The sequence below is a fragment of the Halomonas sp. GT genome (assembly GCF_002082565.1).
GTDB lineage: Bacteria > Pseudomonadota > Gammaproteobacteria > Pseudomonadales > Halomonadaceae > Vreelandella.
On the sequence record NZ_CP020562.1, the window covers coordinates 1,934,621 to 1,954,071 of the forward strand.

General features: G+C 49.3%; 19 protein-coding genes. 5 read left to right on the forward strand and 14 right to left on the reverse strand.

Annotation, left to right across the window (positions count from 1 at the left end):
* The first annotated feature begins 162 nt into the window (after nt 1–162).
* On the forward strand, nt 163–774 hold the full coding sequence (nfuA, locus tag B6A39_RS09030) for a Fe-S biogenesis protein NfuA (RefSeq protein ID WP_038484241.1): 612 nt from the start codon (nt 163–165) through the stop codon (nt 772–774).
* Nucleotides 775–850: 76 nt separating this feature from the next.
* Here nfuA and B6A39_RS09035 read toward each other — a convergent pair whose 3' ends face one another.
* Nucleotides 851–1,885 carry a DNA-binding protein gene (locus tag B6A39_RS09035; protein ID WP_083004283.1) on the reverse strand — a complete coding sequence of 345 codons (1,035 nt, stop codon included), beginning with the start codon at nt 1,883–1,885 and terminating at the stop codon, nt 851–853.
* Nucleotides 1,886–2,090: 205 nt separating this feature from the next.
* Here B6A39_RS09035 and B6A39_RS09040 point away from each other — a divergent pair, with 205 nt between their 5' ends.
* Nucleotides 2,091–3,269 (forward strand): tyrosine-type recombinase/integrase, encoded by a 1,179-nt coding sequence (locus tag B6A39_RS09040; RefSeq protein WP_083004287.1) that lies wholly within the window; start codon nt 2,091–2,093, stop codon nt 3,267–3,269.
* 55 nt (nt 3,270–3,324) lie between these two features.
* On the forward strand, nt 3,325–3,741 hold the full coding sequence (locus B6A39_RS09045) for a SufE family protein (protein WP_083004290.1): 417 nt from the start codon (nt 3,325–3,327) through the stop codon (nt 3,739–3,741).
* A 26-nt stretch (nt 3,742–3,767) separates the two neighbouring features.
* On the opposite strand, the gene yidD is transcribed toward B6A39_RS09045, so the two are convergent.
* From yidD to B6A39_RS09075, 6 genes are read right to left on the reverse strand one after another with little or no spacing between them, the layout of a single operon-like run.
* Nucleotides 3,768–4,043: a membrane protein insertion efficiency factor YidD gene (yidD, locus tag B6A39_RS09050; protein WP_232318771.1), complete on the reverse strand. Its 276-nt coding sequence runs from the start codon at nt 4,041–4,043 to the stop codon at nt 3,768–3,770.
* 56 nt (nt 4,044–4,099) lie between these two features.
* Nucleotides 4,100–4,567 (reverse strand): phosphoribosyl-AMP cyclohydrolase, encoded by a 468-nt coding sequence (gene hisI, locus B6A39_RS09055; RefSeq protein WP_083004297.1) that lies wholly within the window; start codon nt 4,565–4,567, stop codon nt 4,100–4,102.
* Nucleotides 4,567–5,016: a transcriptional repressor gene (locus B6A39_RS09060; RefSeq protein ID WP_038484256.1), complete on the reverse strand. Its 450-nt coding sequence runs from the start codon at nt 5,014–5,016 to the stop codon at nt 4,567–4,569. Before B6A39_RS09060 ends, hisI begins: the two co-directional genes overlap by 1 nt.
* 31 nt (nt 5,017–5,047) lie before the next feature.
* A complete protein-coding gene (locus tag B6A39_RS09065; protein WP_083004301.1) occupies nt 5,048–6,046 on the reverse strand; it encodes an alpha-L-glutamate ligase-like protein in 999 nt (332 codons plus the stop codon).
* Nucleotides 6,043–7,566, reverse strand: a complete 1,524-nt coding sequence (locus B6A39_RS09070; protein ID WP_083004304.1) for an inactive transglutaminase family protein — start codon at nt 7,564–7,566, stop codon at nt 6,043–6,045. The genes B6A39_RS09065 and B6A39_RS09070 overlap by 4 nt, the downstream gene beginning before the upstream one ends.
* Nucleotides 7,567–7,604: 38 nt before the next feature.
* On the reverse strand, nt 7,605–8,441 hold the full coding sequence (locus B6A39_RS09075) for an ATP-dependent zinc protease family protein (protein WP_083004309.1): 837 nt from the start codon (nt 8,439–8,441) through the stop codon (nt 7,605–7,607).
* 224 nt (nt 8,442–8,665) lie between these two features.
* Between B6A39_RS09075 and B6A39_RS09080 the strand changes: the two genes are divergently transcribed.
* A complete protein-coding gene (locus B6A39_RS09080; protein ID WP_083004313.1) occupies nt 8,666–9,196 on the forward strand; it encodes a DUF3833 domain-containing protein in 531 nt (176 codons plus the stop codon).
* Between the two features lie 108 nt (nt 9,197–9,304).
* On the opposite strand, the gene B6A39_RS09085 is transcribed toward B6A39_RS09080, so the two are convergent.
* The 4 genes from B6A39_RS09085 to gorA form a co-directional block, all read right to left on the reverse strand.
* Nucleotides 9,305–9,703, reverse strand: a complete 399-nt coding sequence (locus tag B6A39_RS09085) for an ectoine synthase (RefSeq protein ID WP_009724424.1) — start codon at nt 9,701–9,703, stop codon at nt 9,305–9,307.
* 84 nt (nt 9,704–9,787) lie between these two features.
* Nucleotides 9,788–11,056 carry a diaminobutyrate--2-oxoglutarate transaminase gene (gene ectB, locus B6A39_RS09090; protein ID WP_083004318.1) on the reverse strand — a complete coding sequence of 423 codons (1,269 nt, stop codon included), beginning with the start codon at nt 11,054–11,056 and terminating at the stop codon, nt 9,788–9,790.
* Between the two features lie 127 nt (nt 11,057–11,183).
* The gene (ectA, locus tag B6A39_RS09095; protein WP_030072977.1) at nt 11,184–11,762 is read right to left on the reverse strand and encodes a diaminobutyrate acetyltransferase; all 579 of its coding nucleotides are present in this window, start codon (nt 11,760–11,762) and stop codon (nt 11,184–11,186) included.
* Between the two features lie 235 nt (nt 11,763–11,997).
* A complete protein-coding gene (gorA, locus tag B6A39_RS09100; RefSeq protein ID WP_083004323.1) occupies nt 11,998–13,380 on the reverse strand; it encodes a glutathione-disulfide reductase in 1,383 nt (460 codons plus the stop codon).
* Between the two features lie 172 nt (nt 13,381–13,552).
* Between gorA and can the strand changes: the two genes are divergently transcribed.
* Nucleotides 13,553–14,200, forward strand: coding sequence for a carbonate dehydratase (gene can, locus B6A39_RS09105; protein ID WP_083004328.1), 648 nt, complete (start codon nt 13,553–13,555; stop codon nt 14,198–14,200).
* A gap of 41 nt (nt 14,201–14,241) precedes the next feature.
* On the opposite strand, the gene B6A39_RS09110 is transcribed toward can, so the two are convergent.
* The 3 genes from B6A39_RS09110 to tamB are packed head-to-tail and all read right to left on the reverse strand — an operon-like array spanning nt 14,242 to nt 19,446.
* On the reverse strand, nt 14,242–14,766 hold the full coding sequence (locus B6A39_RS09110) for a c-type cytochrome (RefSeq protein ID WP_156886214.1): 525 nt from the start codon (nt 14,764–14,766) through the stop codon (nt 14,242–14,244).
* 42 nt (nt 14,767–14,808) lie between these two features.
* Complete coding sequence (gene msrA / locus B6A39_RS09115; protein ID WP_083004331.1) at nt 14,809–15,429, reverse strand: peptide-methionine (S)-S-oxide reductase MsrA; 621 nt, start codon at nt 15,427–15,429, stop codon at nt 14,809–14,811.
* A gap of 9 nt (nt 15,430–15,438) precedes the next feature.
* Entirely contained in the window at nt 15,439–19,446 is a 4,008-nt protein-coding gene (tamB, locus tag B6A39_RS09120; RefSeq protein WP_232318763.1) for an autotransporter assembly complex protein TamB, read from the reverse strand.
* Between the last annotated feature and the right edge of the window lie 5 nt (nt 19,447–19,451).

Genomic DNA, 19,451 nt, shown 5'->3' on the forward strand with positions numbered 1-19,451 from the left:
TGCAGTATCTTAATGAGTCGCGCTCATATACATAGGCAATAGCCTACTAAAATAGTCGGGATTGTGCTGGCGAGCAGTTTTGCTTACCATAGGCGTTAATGAAATAGTTATAAATGACATGTGATGTGGCCAAGCCACAACCACGGGAGGATAACATCCCTTATGACCGCGACTATCGAAACTGATACCCAAGGTATTGATATTACTGACAGTGCTCAGGAATATCTTGCTGAACTGTTGGAAAAGCAGAATGTTGAAGGCATTGCTGTGCGTATTTTTATCACCCAACCCGGCACGCCTTACGCGGAAACATGTTTAGCCTATTGCCGTCCAGGTGAAGAAGAACCCACTGACGTTAAGCTTGAGCTTGAAAAAATTAACGTATTTCTCGATAAAAACAGTTTGGCGTTTTTAGACGAGGCGGTTGTTGATTTTAACGCGGATCGTATGGGCGGCCAGTTAACCATCAAGGCTCCTAACGCGAAAATGCCTAAAGTTAACGCGGACAGCCCGCTGGAAGACCGCATCAACTACACGCTTTACAGTGAGATTAACCCAGGGCTGGCGGCCCACGGTGGTGAAATCAAGCTGGTAGAGCTGACCGAAGATAAGGTAGCGATCCTTGCTTTTGGTGGCGGCTGCCAAGGGTGTGCAGCGGTAGATTTAACGCTTAAAGATGGCGTTGAGAAAACGCTGATGGAGCGGATTCCTGAGTTAGCGGGTATCCGTGACGTGACCGATCACACGGATACAACGAACGCTTACTACCGCTAAACGTTATATTAGCTGTACCGTTCCCGTTTCGAAAAGCCTAGCAGAAATTTGCTGGGCTTTTTTTATGAGCGGTAGGTCATTCGCTAGGTGATGAGTCTTCTTTTTCTTGCGAGGAAAGCGTTTCGGGCAGAGCTGTTAACTGCGCCTGAAGGGCTTCCATTCGCTGCCAAAGCTGTTGCTGCCAGTTTTCATCCTTGAGCGCCGCTTGGTGCTGCTGTTCTAGTGCTTGGTGGGCCTTAACAAGCTCCTCTTGTAGGCTAGCGTGTTGCTCTTTAAGCGACATATTGTTGCGCTCAAGCTCGTCAATTCGCTGTTGCAAGCTGCTGTTGTCTAATTCGTAGTGCTGCAGCGCCTCTTTTTTGAGCTGAAGCTCTTTCGCCAAGCTGTCTGAGCGCTGCTCGAACTGAAGCAGGCGTTTTTGTAGTGCTTTCTCTTCTTGGGCACGCTCTTGTCTTAGCGTGTCTAGCAACGCCATCAGTTTTCCTTCTGCTGCTTCGTTACGCTGTTCTTCCTGAACAAGGCGCTGTTCCCAAACGGCTTGGCGTTGTTGCAGCTCTTCAGTAAAACGCTCTTTCTGCGAAGCTACATCATGCTCAGACTGGGTAAGCAACTGCTGGTATCGCTTAGCATCTTGGTTGGCTTGCTCTGCCTGTTGCTGCCGCTGATGCTCGCTCGCTTGGCTGGCAGCCAGCTCGCGGTTCAGTGTTTCCAGGCGTTGTTCTGTATGCCGCAAATGTTCTGCAAGGGCGCTTTCTCGTTGTTCCGCATTCGCTGTCTGCTGAAGTGCTTCGGCGGCTTCCTGCTGAGCACTCTCTACCTGCCGATTAGCATCTTCACGATAGTGGACGAGCGCTTGATTGGCGACCTCTTGCGCCTCGCGCCATAGCTCGGTTGCGACGTTAACGATGACTTCTGGTACGCCCTTGGGTGGTGGAACATCGCGATTTTGCTCTCGTTCAATACGCCAGCTACGGAAATGCTCGCTGATCGTTGTGAAGCTGCCCGTTCCCAGTACTTCCCGAATACGTTGCACGCTAGGAGTGTCGCCGCGAGCGAGCAGGGTATCGATTGCTTGCTGAACATCACTGTATTGAATCCCGCTGCGAGCCATGGTGCTTATCCCTGTCAGATTAATAGCGCTATTTTCGTAGGGTTTGGATAAAATTACAATAATTACGTAATGCATAAAACGTAATATTATTTACAATAAATGTTATAAATTCAAGATTACTGCCATTATCTTGAATTTAAGTGCTGATAACAGCACACTTAACCCATTGAAAAATCATGCGGTAGATATGGGGAAACACGTAGAGATGTCTAGAGAGGTAGCGAAACAGCAAGAGCCAGCAAGCAAAGGCCTAGAAAGAGATAGCTGGCCTGATTTGCTGCCTAGGCTTTATGAACCTGCCGCCCTGGAAATTGGCGTACAGTTAATTGATGCTCAAAACGACGTTGAAGCTGTAGCTGCTTGGCTCAGGGAGTATCAATACAGCCCTCAAACGCTGAAAAGTTACCGCCGAGAGGCGGAGCGCCTGCTGCTTTGGTTATCCAGCCACAACACGACTTTGTGTGATATGAATCGTGAAATGTTGCGCCAATACGAGGCTTTTCTGGCAGATCCTCAGCCAGCTGAGCAGTGGGTGGGGGCAAGTAAGCCTCGACATCATAATCAATGGCGACCTTTTCGTGGTGGTCTTTCGCCGGCAAGCCGACGGCAAAGCCTGATTATTCTGCAGGGCTTGTTTAGCTGGCTAGTGGAAGCAGGGTGGGTGCGCCATAACCCTTTTGTACTGATGCGCGACAAGGCAAGGCGGTTGAATAACCAAGCTCAAACCATTGAACGCTATTTCGAGCGAGAGCTTTGGGCATGGTTTTGGCAATGGCTGAATGCGCCAGCCGGGCATGCTAGTGAGCGAAAAGCGTATGAGCAAGCGCGGCGACGATTTATATTCAGCTTCGCTTATCTGTTAGCGCCTCGTATTAGTGAAATGGCTGACGCTCGGATGGATGACTTTCAGGAAAGCGAGGGGCGATGGTGGTGGGTGGTGGTCGGTAAGGGGAGTAAGTTTGCACGTATTCCGGTGCCCAGCGATATGCTTGAGTGTGTGCTCGAATGGCGGGAAGCGCTTGGATTAGCAGGCCTGCCCAGTTATCACGAACCCGACCCTCTTATTCGTGCGTTAGATAAACGTCGTGGGATTAGCGACAACCAACTTTATCGGTTGATTAAAGGCGTATTTAGCGAAGCGGCTGATGCGTTAGAAGCGCAAAATGGCAAGCCTGCGTATGTGAGTGCGCTGCGTCGTGCAACTCCTCACTGGTTGAGGCATACGTCGATTACACATCAAGCGCAAGCAGGGGTAAGCCTTCGCTATTTAGCCGAAAGTGCCCGTCATTCGAAATTGGACACGACGAGCCGCTATTTACACACCGAAGATAATGAATGGCACCAAGAGCAGCAGCGTCACCGCTTGAAAACGGCCCCAAAATAGTCTTCTAACCCGTTATAATGCAAGTATATTGAGACACCAACCCAAAGGTAACGCCATGGCAACTTCCGGCGCTGAGCTGGCCCAGCAAGAGCTGGTCGAAGAGTTTGAAATATTTGATAACTGGATGGATCGTTATCAATACATCATCGATATGGGGAAGCAGCTGCCTGACTTTCCGGAGGAGCAGCGAACAGAAGAGTTTAAGATTCAGGGCTGCCAATCTAACGTATGGATGTGTCACGAAGAGCAGGGCGACAGGCTTATCTTCAAAGCAACATCGGATGCGGCCATCGTTTCAGGACTGATTGCGTTGCTGCTTAGAATCTATAGCGATCGCACACCTGATGAAATTAGCCAAACCGAACCTCACTTCTTGAAAGATTTAGGTTTGGATAAGCACTTATCACCTACTCGCAGTAACGGCTTGCATGCCATGTTGGAGCGCATTTACCAAGTGGCAAAACAGTCTTAACTGTAAGTGCACACTGGAAAGCTTTATCAGTGATGATGGTCGCAGTTTGAATGAGGCGGCGCAGTTAAGTCGGGGTCTTCACGACACAGCTGCTCGCTTCGGCCACCAGGTACGGGATCGATACCGCCGGCGCTGCCTGGGTGGCATCTTATAATGCGCTTTATCGCCATCCAGCCGCCTTTGAAAGGGCCATGCACTTGAATGGCTTCAACGGTATAGGACGAGCAGCTGGGCCAAAATCGACAGCGCGGCCCTAGAAGAGGGCTGATTGTGTATTGATAGACCTTGATACAGCCAATCATGACGATGGCAAGTACCTTCAAGGCCCAGCGCTTTGCTTGGGATAGCGGCTTTACCACTATTTCTTGCCGTAAAGTGCCGCTGGATCGATAAGCGGCTCGCTGGTAATCGCCGCACGTTCCTCATTTACCGATAAGTAAAAACAGCTGCGTCGACCGGTGTGGCAAGCGGGTCCAGTTTGATCGACTTGAAGTAATAGCGTGTCACCATCGCAGTCGAGAGCCGCAGATTTCAGCTGCTGTTGTTGACCCGAGGTTTCACCTTTACGCCAGAGCTTTTTACGCGAGCGTGAATAGTAGCAAACACGCTGCGTTGCTAGCGTTTCTTCGAGTGCCTCGCGGTTCATCCATGCCATCATTAACACTTCGCCCGAATCAAACTGCTGAGCAATGGCAGGCAGCAAGCCTTGTTCGTTGAAGCGTACTGCATCAAGAAGGGTTTCCGTCCCGGGCAACGTGTCGGAAGGGCTGGCAGACTCTAAGGCTTTGAATAGGTCGCGTGGGGCTAATTGGTCAAAACGTGACATTACTCATTACTCGCAGATCGACAATTTTGGCACAAGCCTTGAAGTTCTATTGTTTGGCGCTCGACGTTAAACCCTTGGCGTTTGGCTAATTCAGCCAATTGGGCGCTTATTTCATCTAAGTGAAGCTCTTCAACGTAGCCACAGTGACGACAAATCAACAGCTGAAAGCCATGGGCATGCTCGGGACAAGCACAGGCAACGTAAGCATTTTGTGACTCTATACGATGGACGAGACCTTGCTCGATAAGAAAGTCTAGAGCACGGTAAACCGTGGGAGGTCTTGCTGCGGCATGCTCAGTGGATAGTTGGTCTAACAAGTCATACGCTTTTAGGCCGCCACCATTCTCAGCAATTAGTTCCAATACTCGGCGGCGAATAGGAGTAAATCTCACGCCTCGGGTATGGCACTGGGATTCCGCTTGTTGTAATAGCGTATTAGCTTCTGTCATTAGGGCACTCGTTGAACGGGATATGCGTAGTCTACGCCGTCGCCGAAGAAGTGTCAGGCGTTTCTACGAGTTCGCTTTGGCGGGCAAAGTGGTGCTGTGCAAACGCTACTCGCTCAGCAACGGGAACACCGTCAGGCTGTTGTTCGATTAGGTCAAGCCGGCGACGAAGTCCTTCTCCGTTCGTCATTTGTATAGCAAGCCCAGGGCGCGCATTAAGCTCAAGGAGCATGGGGCCATGCTGTCGATCTAATACCATATCGGTGCCAAGATAACCAAGCCCGGTCATCTCATAGCAGCCTGCGGCCAGATGGAGCAAAGTATCCCACTGTGGGACGACTAGGCTCGCCAAGTCGTGTCCTGTATCAGGGTGGCTAAAGCAAGGGCGGTCGAACTGCACCCCGCGCAGAGCCGCGCCTGTGGCAATGTTCAACCCGACACCAACAGCCCCCTGATGAAGATTAGCTTTTCCATCTGATGCCGCGGTAGAGAGCCGCATCATAGCCATGACAGGATACCCTTTAAACACGATGACTCGAATGTCCGGTACGCCCTCATAGGTATAAGCCATCAGGCTTTCATCGAAATTGATCAGCGTTTCGATGACGGCGACATCCGGTGAGCCGCCTAACGAATAGAGACCAGAAAGTATGTTCGAAACATGGCGCTCAATATCTTCAATCGATAAGCTGACACCGCTTGGCTTAATAAAGACACCATCTTGTACCTTTTCAATAACAAGTATGCCTTTTCCGCCACTGCCCTTGGCTGGCTTGATCACAAAGCCGGAATGGCCACTCAGCATCTCATCGATATGTTTGACACCAAACTGAGTCGTTACCGTACCAATGAGCTCAGGCGTTGTAATGCCAAAACGTTGCGCAAGAAGCTTGGTTTTCAGCTTATCGTCAACAAGCGGGTATAGGCGTCGGGAATTATAGCGGCCAATGTAGCGAATATTCCGCCGATTCATGCCGATAATTCCTTTGTCCCTAAGACGAGTCGGCCACGTCCAGTTCTTTAGCCAGCTCATGAGGATTTCTCTTCATCGGTAATTGGCTTAAAGCGGCGTAGCTCCAATAAACGGTAGCCCGTGTAATTACCAAGCAACAAGATAAGCGCCATTAGAATGAACTGAACGCCAAGGAAGTTGAAAGTAATGTGGCGAACCCAGGGATTATTCATAGCAAGGAATGCTAATACAGCAGTTAAGAGGCTGCCCCCGCCTTGAATCAATACCTGCTTTGGTCCTTCCTCCTCCCAAAGGATCGACATCCGCTCAATCGTCCATGCCAGGATAATCATCGGGAAAAACGTCACGGTTAACCCGGCGCTTAGCCCCATGCGATAAGCAATGACAGTGAAAATTGAGATGATTGCTATGACGGTGATGATGACCGCCGAAACCCTCGCTACCAGCAATAAATTGAGGTAAGAAAGATAATTCCGGATGATCAGGCCCATGGCCACAATCAACAGGAAGCCAATTAAGCCCGTTAGCAGGGTAGTTTGAATAAATGCTAATGCAATAAGCACCGGCATAAACGTGCCCGACGTTTTCACCCCAACCAGTACGCGCAAGAACACTACTACCAGTGCACCAATGGGAATCAGCAGAATCGTTTGGAAAAGAGCCTGCTCTTCCAGAGGAAGGCTATGGATAGAGAAGTTCAGTAGCGTGTCGTCAGAATAATGATTACGAACCGCCGCAGACGCAGGCTGATAATGCGTCAACATAGAAAAGGTTACCCGTGAGTTGGTGCCGCCCTGAACCTCTAGGACTGCGCGACCGCCTGTTTCCCAGAGCAGAAGGTTATCGGGCTTTCCTTGTTCGCCGGTCGCAGGATTAAATAGTGCCCATGTTTCAGCAGATTCATCGAACACTTGAATCCAACTGCTTAGAGTTTGTCGACGACGACCATCTTCCATCAACAGACCGCTTACTTCCCTTGCATGAACACCCGCTTGATTCAACAAGCGCACAATCAGTGGCGATGGTTGTTCTTGAGTTAGGAGTAGACGCGCATTTTCCCCTTGGCGTTCGCCATTAATATCTAAAATCAATTCTCTTGCAAAGGTAGCGTTATTGGCGCTTCGTGCCCAGGCACGATCAATTAATTGACTAGCGGCTGTGTCGTAGGGGCTTTCCCAGGGAGGGGGGGACGATAATTCTGGAGGCGTTTGTACCGGGGAACGTGCATCCGGCGAAACAAGCATCTGCACAGAATAATAAAGCTGCTGACTACCAGCTGCATTGCGGATAGTCCACTCAGCCTGACGACCTAGTTCATCTGCTTTGTAGGCAAGCCCATAGCCAGAAGATGCCGTGTTTTCAGTCAAAACTCGATAGCCGGCCTGATGAGAAGGTAGCGCTAAATCAACCTGCACAGGGCCGTCTTGGGCATTAAAGTTGATAACCGCTTCGATTTCCCACACCTGGCGCTGTTCACCGGGTAGCCAGGGGATTTCGAACTGAACATGTCGATGCACACTGGCGGCAATGCCAACCAGCAGCAGTAATCCAACGATTAAATAAAATGGCAACCGTGACATCATGATTCCTTTCAGCGAAAAACGGCGGGGAAGAGCTGTTACTCTTCAGTATCGTCTTGATCTGCTGCTTCATCTTCAGCGGCTTGATCGGCGGGTTCACCACCAGGAAATTCTGGGCGTTCGTAAAGATAGGTTTGAGCAACGTCAATGGTGGCAATATCCATCATGAACCGTCGTCCTAATAGCACTGGATAGTCCAGATGGGTGCGGTTATTAAGCGTGAACTCAACGTTTTCGCGGATTGGGCCTAAGGTCATTAAAAGCGAGATCACTGGGCGAGACTCTTCACCAGATGCCTGAACAATACGCACTCTACGTACAATTGGCGCTTCGATCCATTCGTCACGCACGCGGTCTACGACCACGTCATCGTCATTTAGTGCCAATTTAAAGCGTACCCAGTTTTCGCCATCACGTTCAAAGCGGGTAATTTCGGATGCTGATAATGATGACGTGTTGGCTCCTGAATCCACGCGCGCCTTCAGGTAAGTGCCAACACTGGGCAAACCAATCCACTCGCTACGGCCTAGCAGTGTTTTGTTGTCTTGAGTGGTCTCAACATCACACTCTTCACGAACAATAACGGGCTCTTCACCGCGTGCTTGAATACCAGCCACATCTTGACGTAAATAGCGCAACAGGCTGCCGACTTCGCGAACATCAGCCGTCAGTACTTGCTGCTGCCTAAGCTGCTGCTCTTGTAGTGAAGACGCTGATGCACACTGCTGGGCAAGAGAGGTTTCAAGTTCAAGGATGCGGGTGTTAAATGACGCTTCGCTTAATGGCGGTGGTTCATTCGTTTCTGGCGGTGTTACAGCACAGCCTGCAAACGAAAGCGACAAACCAGCCATTAGACACAATACACCTGAGCGCATAACGTGAGATATCCTTAAACAAGAAGAGCATGAATGATAAGGAGAAGGACATTGTATTGTCCAACTTGATCAGCTAGTTTTGGAACCTTTATTTGCTCAATTTAACATAATATATATTATACGAACCTAGAGATTATATAGAAACACTTGTTAATGCTACTGTGTCGCACCAATTTCTCCTACAATGGCTATACGATTAACATCTTTCGTGTAGGAATGCTCCAATGATACGCAAACTTATAATTGCCACTACCCTATTTGTGCTTGCTGGCTGTGCCAATGTCGAGGTTGAAGATTATGCCAGCACAACTCCTCGCTTAGATATTGCTGAGTACTTCACTGGCAACACCCGAGCTTGGGGTATGGTGCAAGACTACTCTGGTGAAGTACAGCGCCGTTTCACAGTCGACATTACGGGAACATATGACGGCAACAAGCTGACGCTTGATGAAGCTTTTTTGTTTGCTGATGGTGAAACGGATCGTCGGGTGTGGGAGTTTGAGCGCGTAGACGATCATCACTGGGTTGGCACTGCGAATGATGTTGAAGGCCAAGTAAATGCGCGTCAGTATGGTTACGCCTTCCATATGCGCTACCCGCTTGATATCGAGGTTAGCGGCCGCACTATCCGTTTCTCAATGGATGATTGGATGTATCTGCAGCCCGATGGGCGTTTGATAAACCGCACAGCAATGAAGAAATTTGGCTTTACCTTAGGAGAAATCACCTTGGTTTTCGAGCAAGTCAATTCGTGAGCCTAATTTCTTAACAACTATGCCAATCCTTCATTAAAAACAGCCTGCTTAATAAAGCAGGCTGTTTTGTTTTACCATTAGCCAATCAGAGAGCTAACGTTGAGCTTATTACTCACCAGCAGGTGCAGCGTATGACCCGTCTTCCTGGTGTACTTCATTACCAGTGATTGCTGGAGTGAAGACGCATGCGACGGTCATACCTTTTTCTTTACCGCGTAACAGGTGTTCGTCGTGCTGATCTAACAGGTAAATATCGCCTGCTTTGATCGGCCAGATTTTGCCATCGGCTAGGGTTTCTACCTCGCCTTCTCCTTCATAGCAAAACACAGCTTCATAATGATTCTTGTAATGAATGTGAGTCTCAGTGCCTGGGAAAATACGGGTAATATGAAATGAGAAACCGGCATTATCGTTGGCTAAAACAAGACGCGTACTGTCCCAGTTGCCATTTTCGGCAGTGACAAGACGATCTGTTTTACGTGCTTCTTCAAGATTACGAACGATCATAGAATTGCTCCGTTATGAGGCTCTTGGTATTAACCAAAGCGGCCCAGTGCTGAATCGATGCTGCTAACTTACCCTAACTCTACATCACGCTTGGATAACAGCATTGACCGAGGCTTCTAGAATATCCAACGCTTCCAGCAAGTCCTCATCACTGATGGTCAGCGGGCATAGGCACTTGACTACTTCACCGTCTTGGCCACTGGTCTCGATAATAAGGCCGTGCTCGAACGCTTTGCTGGTGATCTTGTCAGCAATATCACCAGAGACAACATCAATACCACGCATTAGGCCACGCCCGCGTTCAGTGGCAGGCATGCCGTTCTCACTGAGTAAGGCCGCCAGCTTTTGGAAACGCTCTTCCACAATACGCGCTTTGCGCTGAACATCACGCTCAAAAACATCATTTGACCAATATTTTTTAAGTGCAGCCGTAGCGGTTACCATTGCCAGACTGAAGCCACGGAACGTACCGTTGTACTGTCCAGGCTTCCATTTATCAAGCTCTGGGCGCATCAATACATGGGCAAAGGGCAGCCCGAATCCAGAGAGTGATTTTGAGTTAGTTATGATATCAGGCGTGATGCCCGCGTGTTCAAAGCTAAAGAACTTGCCCGTGCGGCCACAGCCAGCTTGGATGTCGTCAATAATCAACAAAATATCATGGGCGTGACAGATGCTCTCTAAACGCTTGAGCCATTCCAGGCCTGCCACGTTAATACCGCCCTCGCCTTGCACGGTTTCGACAATAACACCCGCCGGAATATCGAGGCCGCCAGATTTGTCGTTAAGTAATTTCTCGAAGTAATCCAGCGTGTCCGCATGCTCTCCCATATAACCATCAAAGGGTAAAAAGCTTGCGCCCTGTGTAGGAATACCACCAGTCGCCTCGCGGAATTTGCGGTTACCCGTGGTTGCCAATGCCCCCATAGTGACGCCGTGGAAGCCGTTGGTGAAGGTCACAATGTTATGGCGACCTTTAGCAACACGGGCCAAACGGATGGCCGCTTCTACTGCATTAGTTCCTGTCGGACCAGGCAAGTGTACTTTGTAGTCTAAGCCTCGGGGTTTGAAGATAACCTCTTCAAGGGTTTCCAAGTAATCGCGCTTTGCAGCTGTCCACATATCCAGGCCATGAACGATGCCATCTGTCGATAGATAGTCGATCATTGCTTGTTTGAGATGTGGATTGTTATGGCCATAATTAAGAGTGCCGGCACCGGCTAGGAAGTCAATGTACTCACGACCATTCTCGTCCGTTAAACGAGCATTTTGGGCTTTCGTAAACACAACGGGGAATGAGCGCGAATAAGTACGTACGTTAGATTCCATGCGTTCAAGCGTCTGGGTCTGCATTAACGACCTCCTTTTTAAATCATTGAGCCAAGCGTAGGACAAACTGGCGGAAGCAGCGGTAACAAATTTAAGAACGTAACCAGCTATGGAGAGCCGCGTACTAGGCAGCAATAGCTGGTCCGTTCCGTTACATACTGTCTGTTTGAAATGGACCTATACGAACTAGGTTTTCAGGATCATGCTCTCCACCGAGTTGTTCGGTAGAGAAATATTCACGGCTATTTAAAGGGGCTTGCCAACGTGCCGCTAGGCGCCGAAATAGGCCCCAAGAGGCCTGATTATCTGGAGTGATCGTCGTTTCCAGATGGTGCACATTATCAAGTTCTGGGCGCGACATAATGGCTTCTACTAAGCGGCGTGCCAAACCTGTACCACGTGCTTTTTCACCGACGGCAACTTGCCATAGAAAGTAGGTGTCCGGCGCGTTGTCTTTCACATAACCAGATACAAACCCTACTATCTCGCCCTCTTCATTTGTTGCAACCGCACAAGTGTCACGAAACTGAGTTGCCAACAGTAGATAAGCATAAGCAGAATTAACATCAAGCGGCGGACAAGCTTTTATCAACTCGTAGACGCCCCAGCCATCATCTGCATTCGGCTTGCGAATAAATAACGGAGTAGACGCATGCCCAACCACAGCATCAGCGACTGTCGGGCGGGCAAGGTCTGCAGAAGGGGTAAAAGGTGTTATTGGCGTACTCATGGTTATGCTTCGCTGTAGCGAATTTGAGCGCCATTATAACAGCTGATTATGAGCAATTCAAAAATCATATTATTCATCCTGTCCTTTTCCATAAATTCTGGTTATCGAAAGTGGTTCTGCCTACACAAAGTAGGTGAAAGAACCGCTGTATTTGGAGAGTTTAGATCAACCCCCCATAGCTGCGAGACAAAAAAGGCGAGCTAATGCTCGCCTTGAAAATGTGAATTTTATGAAATCAATTGCGCGTGGCTGTTCTCATTGTCACAAACTCTTCCGCACCTGTTGGGTGAATACCGATGGTGCGATCAAAATCTTCTTTTGTAAGCCCAGCCCTTACCGCAATGGCGATCCCTTGTATTAGTTCACCGGCTTCTTCACCTACCATGTGAGCCCCTACGACAACATCTGTAGCATCATCGACGATCAGCTTCATCAAGGTGCGTTCTTGGCTACCTGACAATGTGTGTTTCATTGCTTTAAAGTCCGCGCTATAAACGCGAATTTTGCCAATCTTTTCTCTGGCAGCTTCTTCAGATAGTCCTACCGTCCCGATATTGGGGTGGCAAAAGACGGCGGTAGGAATCGTGGCGTAGTCCAGCGGTTTAGGCAGTGTTTCATTGAAGTGGATATCAACTAGCTGCATCGCCTCAGCCAGTGCTACGGGCGTCAATTCAGGCCCTTGGGTCAAATCGCCAAGCGCTAAAATTGAAGGGGCCGACGTCTCGTAGCGTTCATTCACTGGGATTTTTCCACTGCTATCTAGGTGAATCTCCAATGCCTCAAGCCCTAATCCTTGCGTATTGGCATTCCGCCCTGTCGCTGCTAAAACGGCATCTACCTCTTGGACATCACCGTTAGTTAAGTACACGTTAAACGCAGCGCCGTTGGGTTCAATCCGTTCAATATTGGTGTTGAAATGAAGGTTGACGCCTTTTTTGCTCATTTCATCCCGGGTAAAAGCACGGACTTCTTCATCAAACCCTTTAAGAAAAAGGTCTCCACGATAAATCAAATGCGTTTCGCTACCGAGGCCGTTAAAAATACTCGCGAACTCGACTGCAATATAGCCGCCTCCCAAAACGAGAAACCGCTCTGGAAAAGTATCAAGATCAAATATTTGATTTGAAGTGACTGTATATTCACTGCCAGGAAAATCAGGCACCCATGGCCAGCCACCTGTAGCCAGCAGTATCTTTTGCGCGGTTACTTGGGTAACACCCTCTTCTGAGGTCAATGAAACGGTGTGTTCATCTTTCACAGTTGCTCTAGCATGAAGCAACACGACACCAGCGCCCTCTAACATCCGCTGATAAATGCCATTTAACCGTTTTATCTCACTGGTTTTATTATCGCGTAGTACTGACCAATCAAAGATAGCAGGTCCTGGCAATTGCCATCCAAAGCCTGCGGCATCATCAAAGCTGTCGTGAAAGTGGGCCGCATAGGAGTAAAGTTTTTTAGGTACGCAACCGACATTGACACAGGTGCCCCCTAAGTAACGATCTTCTGCTATGGCAACTCTGGCACCACTTGCCGCCGCCATTCGTGCGGCGCGAACCCCCCCTGACCCTGCTCCAATTACCAGTAAATCGTATTCATATTCCGCTTTATCTGCCATGTGCTGCTCCTATCCTAACCACTGCATGTACTTATCGATCATATACTTGCCGACAAAGGTCGCTAAGCACAAAGATTGACCTTAGATTCTGAGGAGGTTAAAAACCCTCTCTCTGTATCCTAGTTTGCTCTATCTTGAACCTAACAGCTCCTAAACCTGTGACGGAGATTCAATGTCTAATCCTATTGAGACACTGCTTGATAATAATCGCGCCTGGGCAGAGCGTATGTGTGAGGAAGATCCTGACTACTTTAAACGCCTTTCCAATCAGCAAAACCCTGATTACCTCTGGATTGGCTGTTCTGACAGTCGCGTCCCTGCTAACCAGATTATTGCTCTTCCACCAGGCGAAGTCTTTGTCCACCGTAATGTTGCTAACCTTCTCCACCATACCGACATGAACGCACTATCAGTTGTGCAGTTTGCGGTAGATGTACTTAAGGTCAGCCACATCATGATTGTGGGGCACTACGGTTGTGGTGGCATTAAGGCGGCAGTAACAGGCGGCGAATGCGGTGTCGTCGATTACTGGCTGCATTCGGTGCGTGAACAGTATAACCGCCACCGCGATACGCTTGAACACTTACCCATGGAAGAGCAAATTGATCGCATGTGCGAATTGAACGTAAAGGCTCAAGTTAATAGCTTGTGCCGAACCAAAATTCTGCAACGTGCCTGGCAAAGAGGCCAAGACATTTCAGTGCATGGCTGGGTCTATGGGTTGAGCGACGGCCGAGTAAAAGATCTAAAGTGCACCATAACCGGCCTCGAGCAGGTTGAAACCCTTTATCGTATTGACCGTCTTCAACAGAGCGACTGACACTTTCTGCGCCTATCGTTACTAGAGATATCTATTTTCAGCTAGTTATAGCGGTAGGCGCGATGACAGCTTTTACAGCTTAAACCAACATCAGAAAATGCTCGCGTGGCCGCGCGATAATCCTCTTGCTCAGCCGCCTCAATCAGCACTATCACTTTTTGCTCAAGATCCGTAAAGCCTGCTGCGAAATCTTCCCATTCCTCCCAGATTTCTGGGCGGGCGTCAGACCCACGCCCATGGGTGCCGACAATAAACGCAGGCAAAAAATGAGCTTGAGTAGCCTGTTCTTTAAGCGTTGCTAACCGCGGGGCGGCTCCACGAGCATCTTGGTTATTCACCAAGTCAAAACGCAATTGGCGAAGAAGCCTTTCTAGCTCTTTCAATTCATCCTGCCGCCATATGACTGCTTCTCGCTCACTCGCAAACGGGCTCTCTTCAACTGTTTGTGGCATTGCTGGTACGGCTTCTTCAACTACTATTTCTTCAGCGATGGCATGTGTGGCAGTCACACTTGAGACAGCAAAAACCCAAAGCATGAGCCATGAACGCTTTACAGTGTGTGGCATTTTACTGACCTTATGATGGATGATTTGGTCTTCTCACCACGACTAACCGATGGGACAGGTAACACCAGTACCTTTGAGGCCGCAGTAACCACCGGGATTTTTGTCCAGGTATTGCTGATGATAAGCCTCTGCGTAGTAAAAGGTATTCAGTGGCTTGATCTCGGTAGTAATAGCACCACGGCCAGCCTTGTCGAGTGCCTTTTGATAGGCATCGGCACTCTTTTCGGCCGCAATCAATTGCGCAGCCGTTGTTGTAAAAATAGCAGAGCGGTACTGGCTACCCACATCGTTGCCTTGACGGTTTCCCTGGGTGGGGTCGTGCTGTTCCCAAAAAATTTGCAACAACGTATCCAAGGATGTGGAAGTTGGGTCATATACCACTCTAACTACCTCGGTATGGCCTGTTTGTCCCGTACACGTTTCTTGATAAGTTGGGTTTTGTGTTTCTCCCCCGGCATAGCCTGCGGCAGTCACGTACACCCCCGGCACTTGCCAAAACAGGCGCTCAACGCCCCAAAAGCACCCCATTCCCAGAACAATTTCTTCATAACCTTCTGGGAATGGAGGGTGAAGTGAGTGGCCGGTAACGGTATGAACACTACTCGTTTCAATCGGCGTTACGCGGCCAAGTGATGCTGAATTTGCTTTAGAAAATAGCGTCATAACGCCCTCTTATTGACGTGGATAAATCGTAGGGTCACCGGAACGAGTAAAAGTGTAAATTAAGTCGACGGCTTGATTGGCACCCGATACTGCCTGGACGTATAGATTACGCCAAAGTGTGTAGCGTAACGTCAGTTCTGCAATAGGCGAGAAAATGCCAACACCGTAGCTAATACGGATGTCATCAGTTAGCTGCCCAGTCAGCGCTACTTGGCTGTTGTCACCCGCTCCAGTGGTATCTAAGGTTAAATCGCTAATACCAAAGGCTTCTCCAATTGAACCAACGGCACCGCCTGTCCGGCCAAGAGACATCCCAATTAAGGCGGTAGTCAAGGCGCTATCAATACCTCCACCAGAAGCATCTGGTGCACGTCCTCTCAATAAATATGACAGCGCACGGGTTTCATCCATTCCTGGTTCTGAAAAAATAAGTACATTGGGTTCTTCTGCATTGCCACTAACGCGAAGGCCAGCAATAACCTCATCTTCTGTGATATCAGGATTTCGAATGGCTTCGAAATCCAGGATTGGAAGTCCTGGAGGACCGCTGAATATTAATTGCCCACGGCGAATCAGGAGATCTTGACCAAAGGCTTGGAAGCGGCCATCGACTAAATTGACATCACCAAACAGCTGAAGTGCACCGCTGTCTTGACGAATTTCTAGCGTGCCACCTAACCCCGAATTAAGCCCATATGCTGATATTTGCATATCACGGCCCAAGGTTAGTGTGATAAGCACATCAAGGTCCATTCCTGATTGTGATAGCTCGTCAGCAGCGCTTGGGTCATTATTGGCAGCTCGTTGCTGAGCTAGTCGTTCAGCTTCTCGGTCGTCACGTTCGGTGATAATGACTTCATCAGAGCTTGGGCTAACAGCTGAGGCAGGAAGATCGCCAACCTCCAAGCGTGCCCATGGAAGATCGACATTGCCACGTACTTGCAAACGATCCGGCGTGACACGAATGCGAATATCAGGCGCGGCTTCTAAACGTCCAAACTGTGGTAAGACGATTAATAGTGGCTCCTGAGTCGCGTTTACGTCGACACCAATACGCCAGTCATCACCTGAGGGCCAAAACGCATCTCCGGTAATATTTAAGCGGCCACGTTCAGCCGCAATAAAACCATTTATGTCCCCTTGCTCGCCATCAAACGCAACGACTAGCTCGCCGTCTTTAATGTCAATAGGAATATCTGGGCCATTAACGCCTAGATTGCGAAGTGCAAGCTGCCCCTGTAAATCTGGCTGGCTGGTTGTTCCAGTAATTTGTATACGGCCATTTAAGTCTCCATCTAAACGATCCATGCCCACCACTAGGGGACGGTAAGGCGTTAAGGAAAGCTCTTGAGCCCTTAGCTCTCCACTAAGCCCACCACGACCAAGTGGATCACTAATAGTGAGATTGAGTGCCAGCTCACCAGCATCTTCAAACGACAGTACAACATCGGCATCAGCTTGAGCTTGGCTGGCTTCTAGCTGCGTGTTTAAGCTAATCATCGGAAGTTGTACAGGCTGACCGTAATCGTTGACCGCAGTAATCGCTAACTCGCTTAACACCTGAACATCGGCTTGCCACTGAGCCCCCCCTTGGCGCCAAGCGGCAACAATGTCTGCCGTTGTGTCACCTTCAAAACTCCACTCTTCAGGCAATAAAGGCTCCAGCGCTTCCATCGGCACTTCTCTGATGCTTAGCACTGTGCGCCCTTGGTCTGCTGATGCAGTAATCGGTTCTTCCGAACAAACAAGCCCTCCTTCTTCGCGACGTACACAGAAAGGTGAGAGTTGTGCTTGGCCGTTAGCAAGGTTGTAACGAATATCAAGAGGGGCTTCTAAACGTAGGTTGCCAAACTCGGAGTCAATTTCCAGTGGTGTTAGTTGGCCCTGATACTGCTGAGCTTGCTGATCAAAACGACCATCTAGTGTTAAAAGCGCACGGCTTAGCATGTTATCGGCTTGGCCGTCGACACTAACAGAGAGTGCATGTTGAGATAGGCGACCGTTAAGCTCAAGGGTAATACTTGAAAATGCCTGCCCACCTGCATTGACTTGCTGCAAACCGAGGTTAATGTCTAGCGATGGATCTTCTATTCCTTCGATATTACTGGTTAGTGATAACGCTTCAATACGGTTTTCGGCAAACCGCAAATCGCGGCCAGTAACGTTGGCTTCTACACTCGGTTGGCTAATGCTACCTCTAGCAAGAATATTGCCTGTTAATGTACCCGCTAAGTCTGGATGCAGCGTCTGTAATTGTCGCAATGCAATCTCGGTATCTAGCGACATTGCTTGCTCACTAACTTGACCAGAGGCCGTTAATCGGTTGTCTCCCTGAGTGAAAAGTAGTTCTTGGATATCCACTTCAAGCGCACTGTTAGCCTCTAAGGAGGCTTGTAGCGCCAAGGGATACTCCTGGAGCTCCCCAGTAATATCGAGGACTGGCAGACTGACTTCCCACAGGTCGCCGGTTTGACGCACACTAGCGGTAATGTCGCCATTGAGATTGCCGTTGAGCTGTTCGACAAAGTGTGAGGGATCGAATTGATCCAGCCTGATGGTGGTATCAACGCGAAGTGACGAAGCCCAATTCACTTCCCCTTCACTGCTAAGCGAACTGTCATTAATCGTTAGGGTTAGCGGCGTCCAGCGGAACGATGAAAGATCTCCGTCGCCACTTAGTCGAATATCGGTGGCCGGCACTTGAGGGCCTTGAGCGTTTAAGGAAAGCGTTGTCTGGTACGCTTCCAAATTGCCGCTAACAACGATGTCTATATCTTCCGCAATATAGGGTTCTAGCGTTGCCTCGTCACTACTAGGTTGCGTGAGTGGCCACTGTAGTCGGTTACTCTGCAGTCGTATATCGAAGGGTAGCGTCGGTGCCAGTGCATCGACTTGAGCCTCCAGTGTTGCATTAACGACACCAGATGCCCCTAAACTGGCTGTCAGCTCATCTAGGGATCCCGACAGCTCCAAAACAAGCTCTTCCCCACTTAGCTCAGTAAATATCTCAGGTAAAAACAAGGTTGACGTTAATCGAGCATCTATCGGATAACTGCCTGATAAGGTGGCGTTGGCTGTTAAGTTTGCCTCGGCATCTGGCGTGAGCAACTCTAATGACCGGAGAGCAATTTGGTTGCTTTCGGCACTTGCAACGATGGCTAATCGTTCGACTTGGTAATCAACGGCTCCGCTGACAGTGACGTCAGTCACGGTGAAGGATGCTAAGTCGATATCAATGGGAAGCATTATTTCAGGTAGCTCAATTCGCTCCCGTGCTGTTAACGCCTCTACCGCTTGATCAGGTTCTGCTATGACCTGTTGGGTAGCCATAACAGCACCATCTATGCCAGATGCCTTTAACGGCGTCTGAATACCTTCTGTCAGTTGAATGCCTGCAGAGGGAGGTAAATACAGTGTTGGACGCATGAGCGTGGTGGGCGCGATACTGACAAGATGCTGCTGCGCGGTGATCGCGGTTGAAAACGATTCCCAGCCGACGCGAGTTCCATCAGCTAGCTGCAGTTGAACGTTATTGAACTCAACCGAACGTAGCTCAACAGGAAAAGGAAGTTGGATGCTAGGCATCCCATCTGATTCTGGTGATTCAGGGCCCGGATCAGCGCTTTCCCCTAAACGTATATCTGCACCCTCTACATGAAATTTATCCAAGCAAAGCTTGCCTGAAAGCACGCAATCCTCAGCCCAGGCTAGCTCTAGCCTGTCGACGTTGACGCGTGTTTCACCGAGCGATAGTTGAAAACCGCGCAATGCAAACTGGTCAAGCAGTGCGCCTTCTTGGTGTTCATACGTAAAGAGCCCCCGTTGCTCGCCTTGAGAAAACAGTTGTCCTGTTCCCCAAGGGGAGAGAGCAACGCCTAGTAGCAGAGCGACCAAACCAAATAGCCAGAGTGGCAGCACAATGGCTAACCGTACAAGACTCCACAAAAACAACCCGATGCGATGTTTAACTGAGAGCGGTTGACGCTTGATAGATGCCGCTGTTACAACCTTAGCCAAAATGC

Excerpts from the sequence above, each read along its gene's own strand:
- nfuA (WP_038484241.1), top strand. The coding sequence starts at position 163 with ATGACCGCGACTATCGAAACTGATACCCAAGGTATTGATATTACTGAC.
- B6A39_RS09035 (WP_083004283.1), bottom strand. The coding sequence starts at position 1,885 with ATGGCTCGCAGCGGGATTCAATACAGTGATGTTCAGCAAGCAATCGAT.
- B6A39_RS09040 (WP_083004287.1), top strand. The coding sequence starts at position 2,091 with ATGTCTAGAGAGGTAGCGAAACAGCAAGAGCCAGCAAGCAAAGGCCTA.
- B6A39_RS09045 (WP_083004290.1), top strand. The coding sequence starts at position 3,325 with ATGGCAACTTCCGGCGCTGAGCTGGCCCAGCAAGAGCTGGTCGAAGAG.
- yidD (WP_232318771.1), bottom strand. The coding sequence starts at position 4,043 with ATGATTGGCTGTATCAAGGTCTATCAATACACAATCAGCCCTCTTCTA.
- hisI (WP_083004297.1), bottom strand. The coding sequence starts at position 4,567 with ATGTCACGTTTTGACCAATTAGCCCCACGCGACCTATTCAAAGCCTTA.
- B6A39_RS09060 (WP_038484256.1), bottom strand. The coding sequence starts at position 5,016 with ATGACAGAAGCTAATACGCTATTACAACAAGCGGAATCCCAGTGCCAT.
- B6A39_RS09065 (WP_083004301.1), bottom strand. The coding sequence starts at position 6,046 with ATGAGCTGGCTAAAGAACTGGACGTGGCCGACTCGTCTTAGGGACAAA.
- B6A39_RS09070 (WP_083004304.1), bottom strand. The coding sequence starts at position 7,566 with ATGTCACGGTTGCCATTTTATTTAATCGTTGGATTACTGCTGCTGGTT.
- B6A39_RS09075 (WP_083004309.1), bottom strand. The coding sequence starts at position 8,441 with ATGCGCTCAGGTGTATTGTGTCTAATGGCTGGTTTGTCGCTTTCGTTT.
- B6A39_RS09080 (WP_083004313.1), top strand. The coding sequence starts at position 8,666 with ATGATACGCAAACTTATAATTGCCACTACCCTATTTGTGCTTGCTGGC.
- B6A39_RS09085 (WP_009724424.1), bottom strand. The coding sequence starts at position 9,703 with ATGATCGTTCGTAATCTTGAAGAAGCACGTAAAACAGATCGTCTTGTC.
- ectB (WP_083004318.1), bottom strand. The coding sequence starts at position 11,056 with ATGCAGACCCAGACGCTTGAACGCATGGAATCTAACGTACGTACTTAT.
- ectA (WP_030072977.1), bottom strand. The coding sequence starts at position 11,762 with ATGAGTACGCCAATAACACCTTTTACCCCTTCTGCAGACCTTGCCCGC.
- gorA (WP_083004323.1), bottom strand. The coding sequence starts at position 13,380 with ATGGCAGATAAAGCGGAATATGAATACGATTTACTGGTAATTGGAGCA.
- can (WP_083004328.1), top strand. The coding sequence starts at position 13,553 with ATGTCTAATCCTATTGAGACACTGCTTGATAATAATCGCGCCTGGGCA.
- B6A39_RS09110 (WP_156886214.1), bottom strand. The coding sequence starts at position 14,766 with ATGCCACACACTGTAAAGCGTTCATGGCTCATGCTTTGGGTTTTTGCT.
- msrA (WP_083004331.1), bottom strand. The coding sequence starts at position 15,429 with ATGACGCTATTTTCTAAAGCAAATTCAGCATCACTTGGCCGCGTAACG.